Annotated in this window: 13 protein-coding genes; 2 read left to right on the top strand and 11 right to left on the bottom strand. The window is 70.6% G+C overall.

The genetic code is table 11. The annotated features are described in order from the left end of the window. Positions 1–35 precede the first annotated feature (35 nt). A complete protein-coding gene (locus tag AB0I28_RS25440) occupies positions 36–659 on the top strand; it encodes a hypothetical protein (RefSeq protein ID WP_357497325.1) in 624 nt (207 codons plus the stop codon). Here AB0I28_RS25440 and AB0I28_RS25435 read toward each other — a convergent pair. Both AB0I28_RS25435 and AB0I28_RS25430 read right to left on the bottom strand, forming a co-directional pair. Further along, positions 647–1,888 carry an MFS transporter gene (locus AB0I28_RS25435; protein ID WP_357497323.1) on the bottom strand — a complete coding sequence of 414 codons (1,242 nt, stop codon included), beginning with the start codon at positions 1,886–1,888 and terminating at the stop codon, positions 647–649. The genes AB0I28_RS25440 and AB0I28_RS25435 overlap by 13 nt on opposite strands. 57 nt (positions 1,889–1,945) lie before the next feature. Then, positions 1,946–2,428: an HIT domain-containing protein gene (locus tag AB0I28_RS25430; protein ID WP_357497766.1), complete on the bottom strand. Its 483-nt coding sequence runs from the start codon at positions 2,426–2,428 to the stop codon at positions 1,946–1,948. 175 nt (positions 2,429–2,603) lie between these two features. Between AB0I28_RS25430 and AB0I28_RS25425 the strand changes: the two genes are divergently transcribed. Then, a complete protein-coding gene (locus tag AB0I28_RS25425; RefSeq protein ID WP_357497321.1) occupies positions 2,604–3,935 on the top strand; it encodes a GNAT family N-acetyltransferase in 1,332 nt (443 codons plus the stop codon). Here AB0I28_RS25425 and AB0I28_RS25420 read toward each other — a convergent pair. The 9 genes from AB0I28_RS25420 to AB0I28_RS25380 all read right to left on the bottom strand — a co-directional run bounded on the left by AB0I28_RS25420 (position 3,932) and on the right by AB0I28_RS25380 (position 16,921). Further along, a complete protein-coding gene (locus tag AB0I28_RS25420; protein WP_357497319.1) occupies positions 3,932–4,498 on the bottom strand; it encodes an HdeD family acid-resistance protein in 567 nt (188 codons plus the stop codon). The two genes, AB0I28_RS25425 and AB0I28_RS25420, sit on opposite strands and share 4 nt — an antisense overlap. Positions 4,499–4,673: 175 nt before the next feature. Further along, positions 4,674–6,209, bottom strand: coding sequence for a cellulose binding domain-containing protein (locus tag AB0I28_RS25415; protein ID WP_357497317.1), 1,536 nt, complete (start codon positions 6,207–6,209; stop codon positions 4,674–4,676). Positions 6,210–6,488: 279 nt separating this feature from the next. After that, complete coding sequence (gene thrS / locus AB0I28_RS25410; protein WP_357497315.1) at positions 6,489–8,522, bottom strand: threonine--tRNA ligase; 2,034 nt, start codon at positions 8,520–8,522, stop codon at positions 6,489–6,491. Positions 8,523–8,703: 181 nt separating this feature from the next. Continuing rightward, a complete protein-coding gene (locus AB0I28_RS25405; RefSeq protein WP_357497313.1) occupies positions 8,704–8,883 on the bottom strand; it encodes a hypothetical protein in 180 nt (59 codons plus the stop codon). Between the two features lie 78 nt (positions 8,884–8,961). After that, positions 8,962–9,204, bottom strand: a complete 243-nt coding sequence (locus tag AB0I28_RS25400; protein WP_357497311.1) for a hypothetical protein — start codon at positions 9,202–9,204, stop codon at positions 8,962–8,964. Between the two features lie 2,072 nt (positions 9,205–11,276). After that, positions 11,277–14,003 (bottom strand): VIT domain-containing protein, encoded by a 2,727-nt coding sequence (locus tag AB0I28_RS25395; RefSeq protein WP_357497309.1) that lies wholly within the window; start codon positions 14,001–14,003, stop codon positions 11,277–11,279. Then, positions 14,000–14,818 (bottom strand): helix-turn-helix domain-containing protein, encoded by an 819-nt coding sequence (locus tag AB0I28_RS25390; RefSeq protein ID WP_357497307.1) that lies wholly within the window; start codon positions 14,816–14,818, stop codon positions 14,000–14,002. Before AB0I28_RS25390 ends, AB0I28_RS25395 begins: the two co-directional genes overlap by 4 nt. 49 nt (positions 14,819–14,867) lie before the next feature. Further along, the gene (locus AB0I28_RS25385; protein ID WP_357497305.1) at positions 14,868–16,541 is read right to left on the bottom strand and encodes a cation acetate symporter; all 1,674 of its coding nucleotides are present in this window, start codon (positions 16,539–16,541) and stop codon (positions 14,868–14,870) included. After that, positions 16,538–16,921 (bottom strand): DUF485 domain-containing protein, encoded by a 384-nt coding sequence (locus AB0I28_RS25380; RefSeq protein ID WP_357497303.1) that lies wholly within the window; start codon positions 16,919–16,921, stop codon positions 16,538–16,540. The genes AB0I28_RS25385 and AB0I28_RS25380 overlap by 4 nt, the downstream gene beginning before the upstream one ends. Positions 16,922–17,159: the final 238 nt, after the last annotated feature.

Raw genomic sequence — 17,159 nt, 5'->3', positions numbered from 1 at the left:
CCCCCGGCCTGGCGGCGCCTCCGTAGGCTTCGCGGATGGCCGACCAGCACCCGCCCGAGCAGGGTTACCCCTCCGGCGGATTCACCGTCCCGCGTCCGTTCCAGATCGCCAAGAGGATCCCCGAGGACCTGCCCTTCGTCCTGCGGCCCAGCAAGGGACGCACGGCCCTGATCCAGGGCGGGTCCATGAGCGTGGCGCTGCTGCCGTTCCTGTGCTGTATCGGGGTTCTCACCTCCGGCGCCGGGATCATGGACACGCCGTCGATCCTGCTGGCGCTCCTGCTCCCGCTCGTACTGCTCGCTCCGCTGTTCCTGCTGGTCTGGCTGCTCGCGGTGCTGGGCGGGCCGACCTTGGCAGCCGACGAGCACGGGCTGTGGATCCGGGCGCGCAAGATGCCGGTGAAGGCGATCTGGCTGCCGTGGGAGTCGATCGCGCGGATCTACACGCGGCGGTGGATGCTCGACCGTGCCGTGTGCGTCCAGCCGCACGACCCGGCCGCCGGCAGCGGAACGGGCATCTGGGCGGCGATGGACCAGGGAATGGCGCAGACGCTGCTGGGTTCGAAGTTCAACGCCTCGGCGACCCTCGGCGACAAGCGCGAGCCGGAGATCCTGGCCGCCCTCGCGCACTTCTCGCGCGGCCGCACCTACATCGGCTGAGGTACCGCGACGCCCGCCGGGCGGTGGCGCAGCGCCCAGGCCGTCAGCGGCCGGGCGAGCAGTCCCAGACCGGCCGACAGGCCCGCCAGGATGAACCAGCCCGGTCCGCCGAGCCCGATGGCCAGTGCGGTGACCAGTGCGGGGCCGACACTGTTGTGGATGGCGCTGCTGAGCCCGAAGACGCCCTGATAGGCGCCGAGGGCGTGCTCGGGCGCGAGGTCCATGGAGATGGTGAAGCCGCCGGCGGAGTGCCACAGTTCCGCGCCGGTGAGCATGACCGCGGCGACGGTGAGAACGGCGACGGCGACCCAGGTGCTCGCGTACAGGCTCAAGGGGAACAGCAGGCACGCCAGCCCGGAGGCGAGGCCGGCGCGGCGGACCAGGCCGGCGGCGCCCGGGACGCTGTCGGCCGTGCGGGTCGCGCGGACCTGGAGGGTCACGGCCATGACGGTGTTGAGCAGCATGAGTCCGGCGACGGTGGCCGGCGGCGCCTCGGTGAACCGCAGGATCCAGATCGGCAGCGCGACGTGGAAGATCGACACGTCGATCGACAGGAGTCCGATGAGGATGGTCAGGCCGATGAAGGGGTAGTCGCGCCAGACGCCGCCCTTGGGGGCGTCGGCGGGCTTCGGGATCGGCGCGACCCGGGGAACGCGCAGGTAGAAGAACATCCCGGCGAGGAAGGTCGCGGCGTTGCCGAAGATGACCAGCAGGTAGGCGGTGCGGGTATCGACGGTGAGGACGACCCCGGCGAGCAGCGTGCCGACGGAGAAGCCGACGTTGAGGACGCTGCGCAGGTAGGCGCGCGTGCGGACCCGGTCGGCGGCGGTGACGGTCGCCGCGACCAGCGCGTTGCGAGCGGTGCTGCCGCCCCGCCGGGAGAACTCGAAGAGCACCGAGACGACCAGGAAGGACCAGAAGCCGCCGACGAGGGCGAAGGCCGCCATGCAGGCCGCCTGCGCCACGGAGAGGGCCACGGCGAACTCGCGCAGGCCGTGGCGGTCGGCGAGGGTGCCGACGAGGGGCCCGGCGAGGAAGCCGGCCAGTCCGGCGACGGCGATGCCCGCGCCGACCTGCCCGGCGGGCAGCCCGACGGAGTTGATGAAGAAGACGACCGAGGCGGTCAGCCACAGCCCGGTGCCGGTGGAGTCGATGAGCTGGTTGATCGCGAAGACGCGCGGCGCTCCGGGTTCGGGGAGGAGGGCGCGCAGGCGTGGGGTGGAGATCATGCCGCCATTAAACAAGACGGACGTACGGTTTGGGAAATCCGCACGCCGCCTAGAGGACTAGACCTCGCCCGGCCACGCCTCCGACAGCAGGTCGCGCGTGTCGGCGAGGATCTGCGGCAGTACCTTCGTCCGCCCGATCACCGGCATGAAGTTGGCGTCGCCGCCCCAGCGCGGGACCACGTGCTGGTGCAGATGCCCTGCGATGCCGGCACCGGCGACGCTGCCCTGGTTGAGGCCGATGTTGAAGCCGTGCGCCTGCGATACCTCGCGGACGACCCGCATCGCCGTCTGCGTGTAGGAACCGAGCTCGGCGACCTCGTCGACGTCGAGGTCGGTGTAGTCCGGCACGTGGCGGTAGGGGCAGATCATCAGGTGCCCGGAGTTGTACGGGTACAGGTTCAGCACCGCGAAGACCAGTCGGCCGCGCGCGATGATGAGCCCGTCGCGGTCGGGGAGCTTCGGCATCTCGCAGAAGGGACAGCCGACCGGTTCGTTGTCCGGGCCGAGGGGCTTGCCCTCGTCGCCCTTGATGTACACCATCCGGTGCGGTGTCCACAGACGCTCCAGAGCGTCGGGCACCCCCACTCCGGTCGGTTCCTTCGGCTCGCCGTCTCCCGTCTGCGTCACGAGAGCGATCCTATGCGCACCGGGATCGTCACGCACCTCGCCGAAAAGTCTGGCGATCATGTGAGGCGGGTCACTATCCTCCCGATCAATGGAGATATCGACGTTCACAGATGAGTACGAGCTCGCCGCCGCGCTCTACGGCGTCACCCCCGAGCGGCTCCGCGAGATCGACGGACTCCACAAGGAGCGCCGGCCGCGCTGGATCGCCGCCGACGACGGCGACGCCCTCGGCGTCGTGACCTCGCATCTTCGCGGCGACGACCGCCTATTCGGCTACTTCGGCGGGGACCTGGCCAGAACCGCCGGGCCGCTCGCCGCCACGGTCGCCGCCGCGCTCCGGCGCGACCTGCACGTCTCCGTCGACGAGACCGACACCCCGGCCTTCCTCGCCGCCGGCTTTCGCCGTGTACGCGCCGAGGACCGATTCCGCGTCCCCTTCGCCGCCGTCCTCGACCGCCTCGGCGAGCACACCGTGCCCGAAGGGCACACGCTGCTCACCGCCGACGCCGCCGATCCGGCCCGGCTCCTCGAACTCGACACCGAGCTGCGCCAGGACGTGCCGGGCTCGGAGTGCTGGGCGCCCGACCCGGTCTGGTTTCGCGAGGAGACCTTCGACTCGCCCTGCTTCTCCGCCGACGGGTACCTCGTCGCCGTCGACGACGAGACCGGCGAGTACTGCGGCCTCGCCCGCTTCTGGCGCAACACCGACGGCCCGCGGCTGGGCCTGCTGGCGGTCCGGGCGACCCATCGCGGACGCGGGCTCGGGGCGGCGCTGCTGTGGCAGGCCGCGCGGGCGGCCTCGCGCTGGGGCTTCGACGAGTTCACCGCGGAATCCGATCCCTCGACCGATGTGATGCACGGCTGGCTCACCCGGCTCGGCGGGATCCGCACCGGCGCCGACGTCGAACTGGTCCGCGAACGCCTCACCCTGGAACCTGTGGCCACCCGGCACGGCCACGGTTACGTGTCGATGATCGAGGAGTGCGACCTCGGCGGCGAGGGCTACCCCTGGAACAACGCTCCCCTGGCCTGTACCGACTTCCCGGCCTTCGCCGCCGAACTCGCCGACGAGGCCGCCGGCATCGGCCTGCCCGACGGCGTGGCGCCGCAGCGGACCTTCGTGCTGGTCAAGGACGGCATCGAGGTGCTCGGCGAGTTCCGCCTGCGGCCGGTGATCAGCGAGCCCTACGAGGAGCACAACGGGCACGTCGGGTACAACATGCGGCCATCGGTTCGCGGTCGCGGTTACGCCACTCGCGGCCTCGCGCTGCTGCTCGACGAGGCCCGCAGGCTCGGTGTGCCGGGCGTGCTGGTGACCGTCGAGGGGGACAACGACGCCTCCGCTCGGGTGATCGAGAAGAACGGGGGCCGGGTGATCAGGTCCTTCGAGGGCGCCCGCTCCTTCTGGATCGACCTCTAGAGGACCACGCCGCCGGTCGGTTCCTCGATGCGGCCGTGGCGGCCCTTGACGCGGAAGCCGAGGACGATCTGCATGATGCCCAGGAAGATGGCGTAGACACCGATCAGCCAGATCACCGCGAGCACGCCGCTGACCGGCCAGAACATCAGCAGCAGACCGAAGATCACGGAGATGGCGCCGCTGAGGATCAAGACCCATTCGCCTTGGAGTTCCTTGCGCAGCCGGATGGCGCCGTAGACGGTGATGACGCCGCGCACGATCGCCCACACGGCGATGATGTAGAGCAGGACGAGGGCGGTGACGCCCGGCCAGAACAGTGCGATCAGGCCGATGATGACGCTGGCGATGCCGATGAAGGCGAGCCAGCCGCGTCCGTTGCGGTCGGTTCCCTTGACGGCGGCGACGATCGCGAAGATGCCCTCGACGAGGGTGTAGGCGCCGAACAGGATGACCAGCACGAGGACCGTCGCGGCGGGCCAGACCCAGGCCATGATGCCGAAGATGATGGCGAGGACGCCCTGTGCGACCAGGACCCACCAGTTTCGCGAGAGCTGCGTGAGCATGATCCCCCTCCTTCGCCGGACGGGCGCATGGGGACCGTGTCCACAACCGACCGTCAATACACCTCAATCGGAAACATTACTCCGAAAACGGCGGGCGGGCGGGCGAAGCGGTACAGACCGGGGCGCCCGGTGTGGGGGGCGCCCCGGTCCTCTCAGGGGAGGGTGGGTCGGTGGGCTAGAAGCCGGCGGTGATGCGGGTGAACTCCCAGTCCGGCTGGGCGATGCCCGAGCAGTTGGCGGTGACCCCTCCGCCCGGGCACGGCCGGTCGCGGTTGACCGCCCAGAACGCGAGCCTGGCCAGGCCGCGCGCCTTGGCCCAGTCGCGGATCTGCGTCCAGGTCGCCAGGCTGGTGAGCTCCTGCTGGTCGGACAGGCCGTTCATGCCCGAGATGCCCATGTGGGCGTAGGCCTGCGCGTCGGTCCAGCCGTTGACGGACTTGAGCTTGTTCTTGAGGCCCTCGGAGGCGTTGACGGTGTTGCCGTACATGTCGGCGCCGCCGCCGAAGTCGAAGGGCATGATCGTGAAGACGTCGATCGGCACGGCCAGGGCCTTGGCCTGCTCGATGAGGCGGTTGCCCCACGAGGTCGGGCCGCTGGTCGAGGTGCCGAAGGTCAGGATCGTGGTGATGCCCGGGTTGTTCTGCTCGATGATCTTCAGAGCCCCGAGGACCCGGTCCTGGACGACGGCGTTCTCGAACTCGTCGGTGTTCTCGATGTCGACGTCGATGGCCTTGAGGCCGTAGGCGTCGATGACCTGCTGGTAGGCGCCGGCCAGGGCCTGCGCGCTGGAGCAGTTCGGGCCGAGCTTGTTGCCCGACCAGCCTCCGATCGACGGGACGATGTCGCCGCCGGCCGCCTTGATCTGCGCGATCGTGGTGGCGTCGATGCTTCCCTGGAGCGGCCGCTGGCCGTCCCACGCCGGGTTGCAGCCGCCGGAGGACAGGATGAAGGCCATGGTGAACCACTTGACGCCGGTGGCGTTCATGACCGTCGAAGGACTGGGCGGGTTGCCCCAGCCCAGGTAGAGGTACGGCGCGGCGGCCTTGGAGCCGCCGCCGGTGCAGCCCGACGTGGTCGCCGAGACGGGTCCGCTCTTGGCCGACTCGCCGGAGGAGTTGTAGGCCGCGACGGTGTAGGTGTGGCCGGAGCAGACCGCGAGGCCGCTGATGGCCGTCGAGGTGCCGGTGACGGTCGCGCGGACCGTGGTGCCCTCGTAGACGCGGTAGCCGGTGGGTCCGCCGGAGGACGCCGACCAGGAGAGGGAGATCGACGTGTTCGTGGCGCCGGTGACCGTGGGGTTCCCGGGAACGCCCGGCGCTCCGGGCGTGCCGCCACCCGTACACGAGCCGCCGTTGACGGTGCAGTTGGCCGGGGCGCCCGAACCGCTGACGATGAAGCCGAAGGACACCGAGGCGCCCACGGCGATGGTGCCGTTGTACTCGCGGTTGGTGAAGGTGTTGTGGTTGCCGCTCTTGGTCAGCAGGGCGTCCCAGTAGGTGCCGACGCCGGCGAGGTCGAACTCGACGCGCCAGCCGCTGATCGCGCCGGGACCGGGGTTGGTGATCGTGTACTTGGCCTCGTACCCGCTGCCCCAGTCCTGGGTCTTGGTGAAGGCGGCGGTCGGGGCCGCCGCCTGCGCGGCGGGTGCGGCCACCAGAACGGTGGCGAAGGTTAATGCCGCTATCGCGGCGAACCGGAGGATCCTTCGCATGGTGTCTCTCCCATGTGGATGGTGCCCGCGCGGGCGGCGCCGCGTCGGGGGCCGGGCGCGTCGCGGGCGGTGAATGCCGGGTCGGATGGTGCGCGTGGAACTACCGCCGGCGGGGCAGGTCGTATCCCGCCGATGTTCACTAAAGACTGTTTCCTTAAGTGTTGGCGCCAATGTAGCCCCACCGCAAACCCGCGTCAATGGGCGGACGGCACCTCGCCGGGACGAGAATCGGCCCCGTGGTCTCCCACGGGGCCGATGCGTCGAACGGACGGCGGCGCGCTACTCGGCGGCCGCCGGGACCTCGTCGGTGAGCGGGGCCGTCGGCCCCACGTTGGTGCGCGACTCCACGACCTCCCGGACGTGCGCCACGGCCTCGTCCAGCGGCACGCCGTTGCGCTGCGAGCCGTCCCGGTAGCGGAACGACACGGTGCCGGCCTCCTGGTCGGTGTCACCGGCCAGGACCATGAACGGGATCTTCTGCAGTTGGGCGTTGCGGACCTTCTTCTGCATGCGGTCGTCGGAGACGTCGACCTCGGCCCGGATGCCCGCGCCGCGCAGCCGCGCCGCGAACTCCTCCAGGTAGGGCACGTTCTCGTCGCGGATCGGGATGCCGACCGCCTGCACCGGAGCCAGCCACGCCGGGAAAGCCCCCGCGTAGTGCTCGGTGAGGACACCGAAGAAGCGCTCGATCGAACCGAACAGGGCACGGTGGATCATCACCGGCTGCTGGCGGGTCCCGTCGGCGGCCGAGAACTCCAGACCGAAGCGCGCCGGCTCCATGAAGTCGAGCTGGATCGTCGACATCTGCCAGGTGCGGCCGATGGCGTCGCGCGCCTGCACCGAGATCTTCGGTCCGTAGAAGGCCGCGCCGCCCGGGTCGGGGACCAGATCGAGGCCAGAGGCCTCGGCGACCGAGCGCAGGGTCTCGGTGGCCTCCTCCCACAGCTCCGGCTCGCCGATGAACTTGTCGGAGTCGTCGCGGGTCGACAGTTCCAGGTAGAAGTCGTCGAGCCCGTAGTCCTTCAGCAGCCGCAGCACGAAGTCGAGCAGCGAGGCGATCTCGCCGGTCATCTGCTCCTTGGTGCAGTAGATGTGCGCGTCGTCCTGGGTCAGGCCACGCACACGGGTCAGACCGTGGACCACGCCCGACTTCTCATAGCGATAGACGGTCCCGAACTCCGACAGCCGCAGCGGCAGCTCCCGGTAGGAACGGCCCCGCGAACGGAAGATCAGGTTGTGCATCGGGCAGTTCATGCCCTTGAGGTAGTAGTCGGCGCCGTCGAGGTGCATCGGCGGGTACATCGAGTCCGCGTAGTACGGCAGGTGACCGGAGGTCTCGAACAGCTGCGCCTTGGTGATGTGCGGGGTGTTGACCACCTCGTAGCCGGCCTCGGCCTGCTTGGCCCGCAGGTAGTCCTCCATCTCCCGGCGGATGATGGCGCCCTTCGGGTGGAAGACCGGCAGGCCCGATCCCAGCTCGTCGGGGAAGCTGAACAGGTCCAGCTGAGCGCCGAGCTTGCGGTGGTCCCGCTTGGCGGCCTCCTCAAGGAGGGTCTGGTAGGCCTTGAGGGCGTCGCGGGTCGGCCAGGCGGTCCCGTATACGCGCTGGAGCTGCGGGTTCTTCTCCGAGCCCATCCAGTACGCCGCCGCGCTGCGCATCAACTTGAACGCGGGGATGTGGCGGGTCGACGGCAGGTGCGGGCCGCGGCACAGGTCGCCCCAGCACCGCTCGCCCGACTTCGCGTCGATGTTGTCGTAGATGGTCAGCTCGCCCCCGCCGACCTCCATGACCTCGTCGGCGTCGACGTCGCCCTTGGTGTCGACCAGGAGGAGCTTGTAGGGCTCGTCGGCGAGTTCGGCGCGGGCCTCGTCGAGGGTGCCGAAGACGCGGCGGGAGAAGCGCTGGCCGGCCTTGACGATCTCCTGCATCCGCTTCTCGAGCTTCTTCAGGTCCTCGGGCTGGAACGGGTTCTCGACGTCGAAGTCGTAGTAGAAGCCGTCCCGGATCGGCGGGCCGATGCCGAGCTTGGCGTCGGGGAACAGGTCCTGCACCGCCTGGGCGAGGACGTGCGCGGTCGAGTGGCGCAGGACGTTGAGGCCGTCGGGCGAGTCCAGCGGGACCGCCTCCACCTCGGTCTCGGCGTCCGGTGCCCACGACAGGTCCCGCAGGCGGCCCTCGCCGTCGCGGACGACGACCACGGCCTTCGGGCCGGTGGTCGGCAGGCCCGCCTGTTCGATCGCGTCGGCGCACGTCGTCCCGGCCGGAACGACGACGCGGTCGGTCACAGCCGGTGAGTGAGGTGCAGACGACACGATGGTTCTCCTTCGAGATGGGCGCGGCACGGATGGCCGCTGGGACGCCAAGGCTGCCTTGGCCTCGCTCATCGTAGTCGCCGCCGTTCGGCCCACTCGACCCGATTACCGCCCGCACCGCACGGGCCGGGTGCACCGCCGTGAAGGCGGAACACCCGGCCCGCGGGTTGGTTGGGCGGTGCTACGGGTTGCAGCTCTTGCTCTTGTCGCAGACGACGACGATTTCGCCCTCGACCAGCTGCGGGCAACACGGGAAGCACTTGTCGAGGCAACGGCACTCGCACTTGACGGCCCGAGCCGTGCGGCTTGGGACGAAGCGGGTGAGCAGGCGGTCGCCTAGACGGCCGAACATGGTGGACATGAGGGCTCCTCCCAGAGTGAGTGGTGTCACTCTACGCAGGGGAAATACACCGGACCGCACATCTGGGGCGGGTAGGTGTCAGCCGCACTCGCCGGTGTTGGCGACCCGGCAGGTGTAGGTGGGGATGCCGCCGGGTTCGGCCGTGCCGGTCTGGCAGCAGCGGAAGCAGGCGTCGCTGCACTGGCAGAAGCAGTTGTCCCCGCGGGAGGCGGAGGCGGAGGTCGCGGGGACGAAACGGGCGAGGAGGCGGTCGGCGGCACGGGAGAAGGGGCGGGTGAGGGGATGGGCGGGGCGGGAGGGGAAGGACGGGAGGGATGGCATGGGGGTCCTCTCGGGGAGGTATTGGGGGCCGGAAGTGCGGGTCCACTGTGGATGGACCGGCAGGGGGAGCGTATCGACGGGCGGGGACGGGGGGAAGGGATTCGGTGAGGAGTTGGAGGAGCGGGTGGGGTGGGAACGGCATCGACCATTCGAGGCGTGGTCGATCGTGACGCGACGAGCCACAGGGCGTGAACACACCGGGTCGGTCCGAGACGAGCAGCAGCCGCACTCCCGACCGAGTGGGCGGCCCGGCGGCACAGCGGCACAGCGGCACAGCGGCACAGCGGCACAGCGGCACAGCGGCACAGCGGCACAGCGGCACAGCGATTATCGGGCGGTTCGGTGCGGGTCAGGGGCGGCTGCGGTGGCGCTGAGCTCGGCCTGTCGGGGAGCTGGCAGCGGGTTGTCGTCTGAGGGATGGTCGGGCTGGGCGGATCGTGGGAGCTTCGCAGCGGGCGGGCACACGTCCACGTGGGAACCGGTGAGCCGTCGACGAGGTAGGTGAGGCGGGGGCATGCACGAGGAACGTGCCGGTGGCGGCAAGCGCGAACCCAGCGCCGGGTGGATCGAGCAAGGCCCCGGACGGCGGGCTGGCGTGCGGAGAAGCCGCTGAGGTGTGAGGCGAGCATCCGCCGAGCCCCAGGAGTGCCGGGCGTGCGCTCTCCGTGGGTTTTGGCGTGGGGCAACGGCGGCGGCCAGCAAGCCGGATAGCGCGGGCCGCGGCGCGGGGCGGGCTGGACGCGTGCGTTGCACGGCCCGCAACGGCGGTGGGCCAGGCGTCCCTGGACGGGCGTGCAGCGAACGGTCGACGCTGAGACAGACCGTAGGAGCGGCCGGCTAACGATGCGCGGTGGCACGAGTGGTGGCGCCCGAACAGTCCGCATTGGCGGTGGAGCAGGCATCCCGGCGAGCTGGCGGACGTATGGCCGGCCATACGCGCAGGCACGAGCGGACCGGACGGTGGCGGACGGACGGTCCACCATCGGCGGCGGGACAGTAGCCCCAGCGGGCGGGCTGGAGGGCGAGGCGCAGAGGTGGACCGGGCGGTAATGGCCGGAAGGCCCACATCGGCGGCAGGACAGCGATGACAGCCATCCCCAACCGGCGGGCGGGCGATGGACCGCGGGCTCAGGGCGAAGCGCGGGGTGGCAGGCGATACCCGAAGAAGGCACGGGCAGACCGACGGTAACGGACGCTCCGCCACATCGGCGGTGGGACAGGAATCCCGGCGGGCGGATGAAGGACGGGTGATGTGCGGGGGGCAGAGGCGGGCCGGGTGGTGGCTTCCACGCGAATCGTTCGGGCGGCGGGAGAGGCGAGCTGGGGCCGGGCCAGGCGGCGCGTGCAGCCATGCGGATGGTCGTGCAGGGCAGGTGGGACGGCCATTCGTGCCGTGCGGGCGGTGGGGAGACGGCCCCTCACCACATCGTCATGCGAGGCGAGGCATGGATCGGTCACCGTCGCGTTGGCCTGCGCCGCTGCTGTGAGGCCTCGGTCAAGCCCGGCGGGAGGCGGGCGTGGGGTGCGGGTGCGGGTGGAACGGGGCGAGCGGCGGCAGTCCATGTCCGCCTGACCGTCCCTCAATCCCCGATCCCCGATCCCCGCCGACCGTCTACACCGCAGACACCGCCCGGCGGTGTCTGCCCGCGTGACCGTTCGGTCGCCCGGAAGGCGGAGCGGCGCGAGCCGGCGGGGTGCTTATGTGGCGGGGCAGGCAGACGGGCGGGCGGGCGGACGGTGGGGCTGCGAAGCGGCCCAAGCGGGTGGTGTGACTGCGGGCCGGGCAGACGGGCGGGCACGCGGTGAGAACTCGGGGCGGCGCGAGCCAGCGGAGTGGCTGCGAGGAGGGGCAGGGCGGCGGACGGGGAGGTGGGAAGACGGGGCGGGCGGTGGCGGGTGGTGGCGGGTGGGCGGCGGGGGTGCAGGGCGGATAGGAGCGCGGGGGATGCGAGTGGAAGGCGGGTGGCCGTACGGCCCACGCGGGCGCGTGGGCCGTACGGGTGGGGCGGGGTAGTGAGGGTGTGGTGCGGGTGGAGCTGGTGGGTGCGGGTGGGTGCGGCTGGCCGTGGGGGTCAGCCTTGGCGTTTCCAGAAGGCGCGGCGGCGGGGTGGGGTGGGGTCGCCGTTCGCGGGTTGGGTTGTGTCGGTCTCGGTGGGTGGGGTGGGGTCGCCGCCGGTGGGTGGCGTGGCGGCGGTGTTCGGGGTCTTGGGGGTGGTCTTGGGCTTGGACTTGGTGTTCGGGGTGGTGAGTTTGGTGAGGGTTTCGATGGTGGTGCGCCAGAGGGCGTCGAGGGCGGTGGCGCGGGGAGGGTTTGGTCTGTCGCAGACGGTGAGCGACAGGGTGAGGGTGCGCAGCGTGGCGTAGCGGTCGGGGTGCGAGGTGACCGCCGAGGTGGTGAGCAGAGCCGTCAGCCGGCTGGCCAGGTCGCTGAGGAGATCACGGCGCTCGTGTTCCGGCGTGCTGTCCACCGGGACGGCGAGGAGGGCGGAGAGTTCCTCGGCGAGCTGAGTGCGGATGGCCTCATGCGGGTCGGGTCCGGCGATCTGGCCGGGCATGCGGATCATCCCGCCGACACCGCCACCGCCCCCACCGCTCGGCGGCTGCACGGCCGGACGGGCGAAGGCTCGGCGGCGGGGGGCCGCCTTCGGCGGAGGCGGTGCGCCCTGGCCGCCGTAGGCGGGAGCCGGAGGCGGCGGCGGTGCCGACGCGCTGCCGGGAGCGAGCGGTGGCGGAGCACCGAAGAAGTCGACGCCGGCGTCGGCCGAGACCGAACGCTCCAGGAAGGCGTCCGCGGACGCGAAGGTCTGCGACGTCATGGCGGGGCTTCCGGGAGCACCGGCCTGGGCGCCGCCCCAGGCCTGCGGCATGGGCGCGCCGGCTGGTGGCCGGGGCATCTCCCAGCCGTCCGGCAGCTCCACCGGCTGTGTGACGCGGTGGGGGTCACCGCCCTCGGCGACCACGCGGCTGTCGACGGCCACGAAGGCCGTGAAGCGGCACAGCACCGAGTGCTTCAGCGAGACGCCGACGATCTGCTTCTCCAGTGAGGACAGGTCCCCGACGCCCACGGCGTAGCGGTCCTCCAGGTCGCGCAGGTGCGCACGCGCCCAGGCGACGGAGATGGCGCCCTTGTCCTCGGCGTTGGAGGCTCCGACGGTGGCCTGCCACGGGTCTCCCGTGATGGCCTGGCCGCTGAGGTGCATGGCGGCGTCCGGTGCGACCTGGCCGTGGTAGCGGCCGGAGACGACGACGGGCGCCCCGGTGAACAGGTCCGGGACGCGGGTGGGCGCGAGGGTGGTCTGGTCCGGCGTGAAGCCTTCCGCACGCCAGGACAGTTCGGTCACGACGGGAGAGGCGATGCGGCGGTGGATGCGGGCGGTGGCCTCATCGAGGCGGTCCTCCGACTCGACGAGCTCGCAGCGGCCGCGGCCGGTCACGGCCAAGCGGTTGAGGAAGCCGGCGTTGACCGCGCGGTCGATGCCGACCACGTGCACGCGGACACCGGTCAAACCGCCGGCGAGTTCGGCGAGGATCTGGTCCTCGTTGCCGACCTGGCCGTCGGTGACCAGGATGAGGACCCGGTCGCGCGGGGTCTCACCGGCGGTATCGGCGCCGAGCAGGCGGACGGCCTCGCGCAGTGGTTCGAGCAGCACGGTCCCTCCCCTGGCGTCGGCGCGGGCGAGGTATTCCACGGCGCGGTAGCGGTGGCGGTCGGTGGCCTCGACGAGGCCGGGACCGAGCTGGTCGGGGCTCTCGACGTCGTGGTCGAAGCAGCGCAGCGCGAAGCGGTCCGCGGTGGTGAGGGTGTCGATGATCCGGGCGGCGGCGCGGCGGGCGGCGATCATCTTCCAGCCGGACATGCTGCCCGAGCGGTCGAGGAGGACGACCACGTCGCGCGGCCGGACGCCCTCGACACCCGAAGGGGGCAGGACGGTGAGCTGGAAGGTGCCGCCCTCGTTGTCCTCGTCCGGCTCACAGGCGAGGGTCTGGCTCACGGCCTCGGCCTCGCCGTAGGCCAGGCGCAGGATGAAGTCGCGGTTGACCCGCTCCCCCGGCTGCACGCGCAGGACGGTCGCGCCGCCCTCGCCTTCGGAGGTGACGACGGTGTGCAGGCTCGACCGGGCGCCCGACAGCGGCAGGCCGCCCGGGTCGACGACGGTCTCCATGGACAGGGCGACGGGATTCGGGAAGCCGGGCAGGAGGACCGGAGGCGTGATCCGGGAGGCGTCCGGGACGGCGTCGGTGTCCTGCGCGGTGCCGTCTCCGACCGGCGCGCCGGACAGCGGGTCGCCGGGGATGAAGCGTGGCGCGACGACCAGCGGGATCCGCAGGGTCGCCTCTCCATCCTCATAGGACAGCGGGCCGCTGAGGGTCAGGCTCACGGTGACGTCCTCGCCGGGGAGGATGTTGCCGACCCGCATGGTGAACACGTCGGCGCGCTCGGCCTCGGCGATGGAGGCGCGCCGGCCCGAGGCGATGGCCTGGTCGTAGACGGCGCGGGCCTGCTCGCGTTCGTGCAGTTCGGCCTCGACGGTGCGCCCGTCGGCGGTCATCCGCATCGCGGTCACCGCGGCCCGGTCCGGCAGCGGGAAGATGTAGGTGGCCTCGATCGGGACGTCGTGGGGATTGTGGAAGCCCTGGACGACCTCGATGCGCGCGGTCAGGCCGGTGATGTGGGTGTTGACGTCGAGGCTGCGCAGCGGGAGGTTGCCCCGCTCGGTGCGCAGCACTCCCAGACCGGCGTCCGGGTCCGGTTCGGCCCGCTCCGGGGCTACCGGTAGCGGCGTGACGGTGAGGCTCATGAGGAGGCTCCTTCGGTGAGACCGCGCGCGGCGGGGGTGCTCGTGGTGGGTGACGGTGAGGCTTGAGGTCGCGGTGGGCTCTCCGGCGCGAAGGCGCCGTCCTGCCGGTGGGTCGCCACTTCGGCGACGAGGGGGGCCGCGGCGGCCCGGATGGCCGCGATCGCGTCGGGGCCGGGCGGGTGCGGCAGTTCGACGAGCACGGTGAGGCCCGGGGCGAGCGGGATGCCGTAGGAGACTTCGGGGACGACCTCATCTGACAGTGACAGACGCCCGACGGCTTTCGATACCGCGACTTCCGACACTGCAACATGCGGCTTGGCCACCGCCCGGTCCGCCCAGAAGCGCCCCCGCGCGGGCTCTTCACCGTCCGCACCGTCCACCTCGACCGGGATGGACGGCGACTCGAGGTCGACCATCTCGGCGGTGGGGCCGGAAGCGTCGGCGAACACCGCCGTCTCCCCTTCGGGAATGCGGGCGATCCGTTCGAGGACCTCGTCGGGCGCGCCGACCAGGGCCTCCTGGATCTCGGCGAGACTGCGCCCCGCCGACTGCAGGCGTTTCACGGCGACGATCTGCCGCAGGTGGCGCGGACCGTAGAGCGCCGTGCGCCCGCGCATCTCCACGGGACGGTCGACGAGGCCGATGGTTTGGTACCAGCGAATCACGCGCACGCCCGGCACGTCCCGCACACGCCCGTTGCCCGCACCGGCGTAGTCATGCGACAACGCGCGCGCCACCGCGGCCGCGAGCTCGGCGACTGTCCACAGTCGCGAAGCCCCGGCACGCGGTGGCGAGGTCAAGCGTTCGTCGGTCATGCATCGACGATAACACTGTCATCTGACAGTGTCAAATAGCGCCGGTGAATCAGTGCGCTCCGGCGCCGGTGAGCGAGCGGACCTCCAGTTCGGCGTACTTGTCCACGTCGGCCTTGTCCTTCGACAGGATCGTGCCCAGCCACCCGAACAGGAAGCCAAGCGGAATCGACACCAGACCCGGGTTGGTCAGCGGGAACACGTCGAAGGCGGCGCTCGGGAAGAGCGAGTTCGCCGTCCCGGAGGTCACCGGCGAGAACACCACGAGCAGGACCGCCGAGCCGAGGCCGCCGTAGATCGCCCAGACCGCGCCGCTGGTGTTGAAGCGCCGCCAGAACAGGCTGTACAGGATGGCCGGCAGGTTGCCCGAGGCGGCGACCGCGAAGGCCAGACCCACCAGGAACGCCACGTTCAGGCGCTGCGCGAAGATGGCCAGCACGATCGAGAACAGCCCGATCCCGAGCGCCGACCACCGCGCGACCTGGACTTCCTCGCGCTCGCTGGTCTTGCCGCGCTTGAACACGTTGGCGTAGAGGTCGTGCGCCAGGGAGGACGACGAGGCCAGCGTCAGGCCGGCCACGACCGCGAGGATCGTCGCGAACGCCACCGCGGCGATCACCGCCAGCAGGATCGCGCCGCCGAACTCGCCGCCGAGGAACTTCTCCCCCAGCGCTCTGGCCAGCAGCGGTGCGGCGACGTTGCCCGCGCCCTTGTCGGCGTTGAATATCTCGTCCCGGTTGACCAGCGCGGCCGCGCCGAAGCCGAGGGCGAGGGTCATCAGGTAGAAGGCGCCGATGATGCCGATCGCCCACAGCACGCTCTTGCGCGCCGACTTGGCGTTCGGGACGGTGTAGAAGCGGATCAGGATGTGCGGCAGGCCGGCGGTGCCCAGGACCAGCGCGAGGCCCAACGACAGCAGGTCGAGCTTGTTGACGGTGGTCTGCCAGGCGTCCCCGGCCACTTCGACGCCGTACTTGAGGCCCGGCTCCAGGAACTGGTCGGGCTTGCCGGAGTCGTTGGCGGCGTCGGCGAGCAGGTCGGAGAAGTTGTACTTGAAGGCCGCGAACACCAGCACGGTCATCACGCCGGCGCCGATGATCAGCAGGACGGCCTTGACGATCTGCACGTAGGTCGTGCCCTTCATCCCGCCGACCACCACGTAGGTGATCATCAGGACGCCGACCAGGATCACGGTCATGATCTTGGCGGTCTCGGCGTCCATGCCGAGGAACTCCTGGCCCTCCTTGATGTTGAGCAGGAGCGCGACCAGCGCTCCCGCGCCGACCATCTGCGCCAGGAGGTAGAACACCGAGACGGTCACGGTGGAGACCGCGGCGGCGGTGCGGACCGGGCGCTGCCGCATCCGGAACGCCAGGACGTCGGCCATCGTGTACTTGCCGGCGTTGCGCAGGAGTTCGGCGACCAGCAGCAGGGCCACCAGCCATGCCACCAGGAAGCCGATCGAGTAGAGGAAGCCGTCATACCCGTTGAGAGCGATGATCCCGGCGATGCCCAGGAAGGACGCCGCCGACATGTAGTCGCCGCCGATGGCCATGCCGTTCTGGAAGCCGGAGAAGGAGCGCCCGCCGGCGTAGAAGTCGCTGGCGCCGCGTGTGCGCCGGCCGGCCCAGACGGTGATGACCAGGGTCGCCGCGACGAACACGAGGAAGAGCGCGATGGTCCAGGTGCGGGAGGTGGAAGCCGAAGTCGCCGCGATCACGTTCACGCTGAGTCCTCCGCTTTATTACCACCCGCCACGAAGGGGGTGCCGTTTTCCATGCGCTCTTTGATGGCCTCGGCCTTGGGGTCGAGATTCTTAGCGGCGTACCGGGAGTAGAGCCAGGCGATGAGGAAAGTCGAGACGAACTGCAAGAGCCCGAAGATGAGGGCCACGTTGATTTCGCCGAAGACTTTGACGCCCATGAAGTCGCGCGCATAAGCCGACAGGACAACGTAGAGGGCGTACCAGAGCAGGAAGACCACCGTCGCGGGGAAGACGAAGACTCGCAATGAGCGGCGCAGCGCGGCGAACTCCGGGCTGCGCTGAATCTCAAGGCTGTCGGCGTTTCCGCGCTCTCCGGAGGTCTCTGATGACGTCTGTGTCATGGCAGGTCCTATTTGGAGCGAGCGGGGTATTTGGTTTGGTGCACCGTATCGCCGCCGAAGGGGATACGCCAGACCCCCAACTAACAAACATGAACTGTCTTTGTGATCTGGATCACAACTTAACGGACCGGTAGAAGTCCCCACCAACCGGGCGAGCACCGCACAACCATGACGGATCGGCTCCATCGAAACACCGAATGCACCTCGACGAGACGGCCTCCGACCAGCGCCGCAACAG

The sequence above is a fragment of the Phytomonospora sp. NPDC050363 genome (assembly GCF_040655735.1).
Classification (GTDB): domain Bacteria; phylum Actinomycetota; class Actinomycetes; order Mycobacteriales; family Micromonosporaceae; genus Phytomonospora.
Note: the sequence above shows the minus strand (reverse complement) of the source record. Positions and strands in the feature narration are given on the sequence as shown.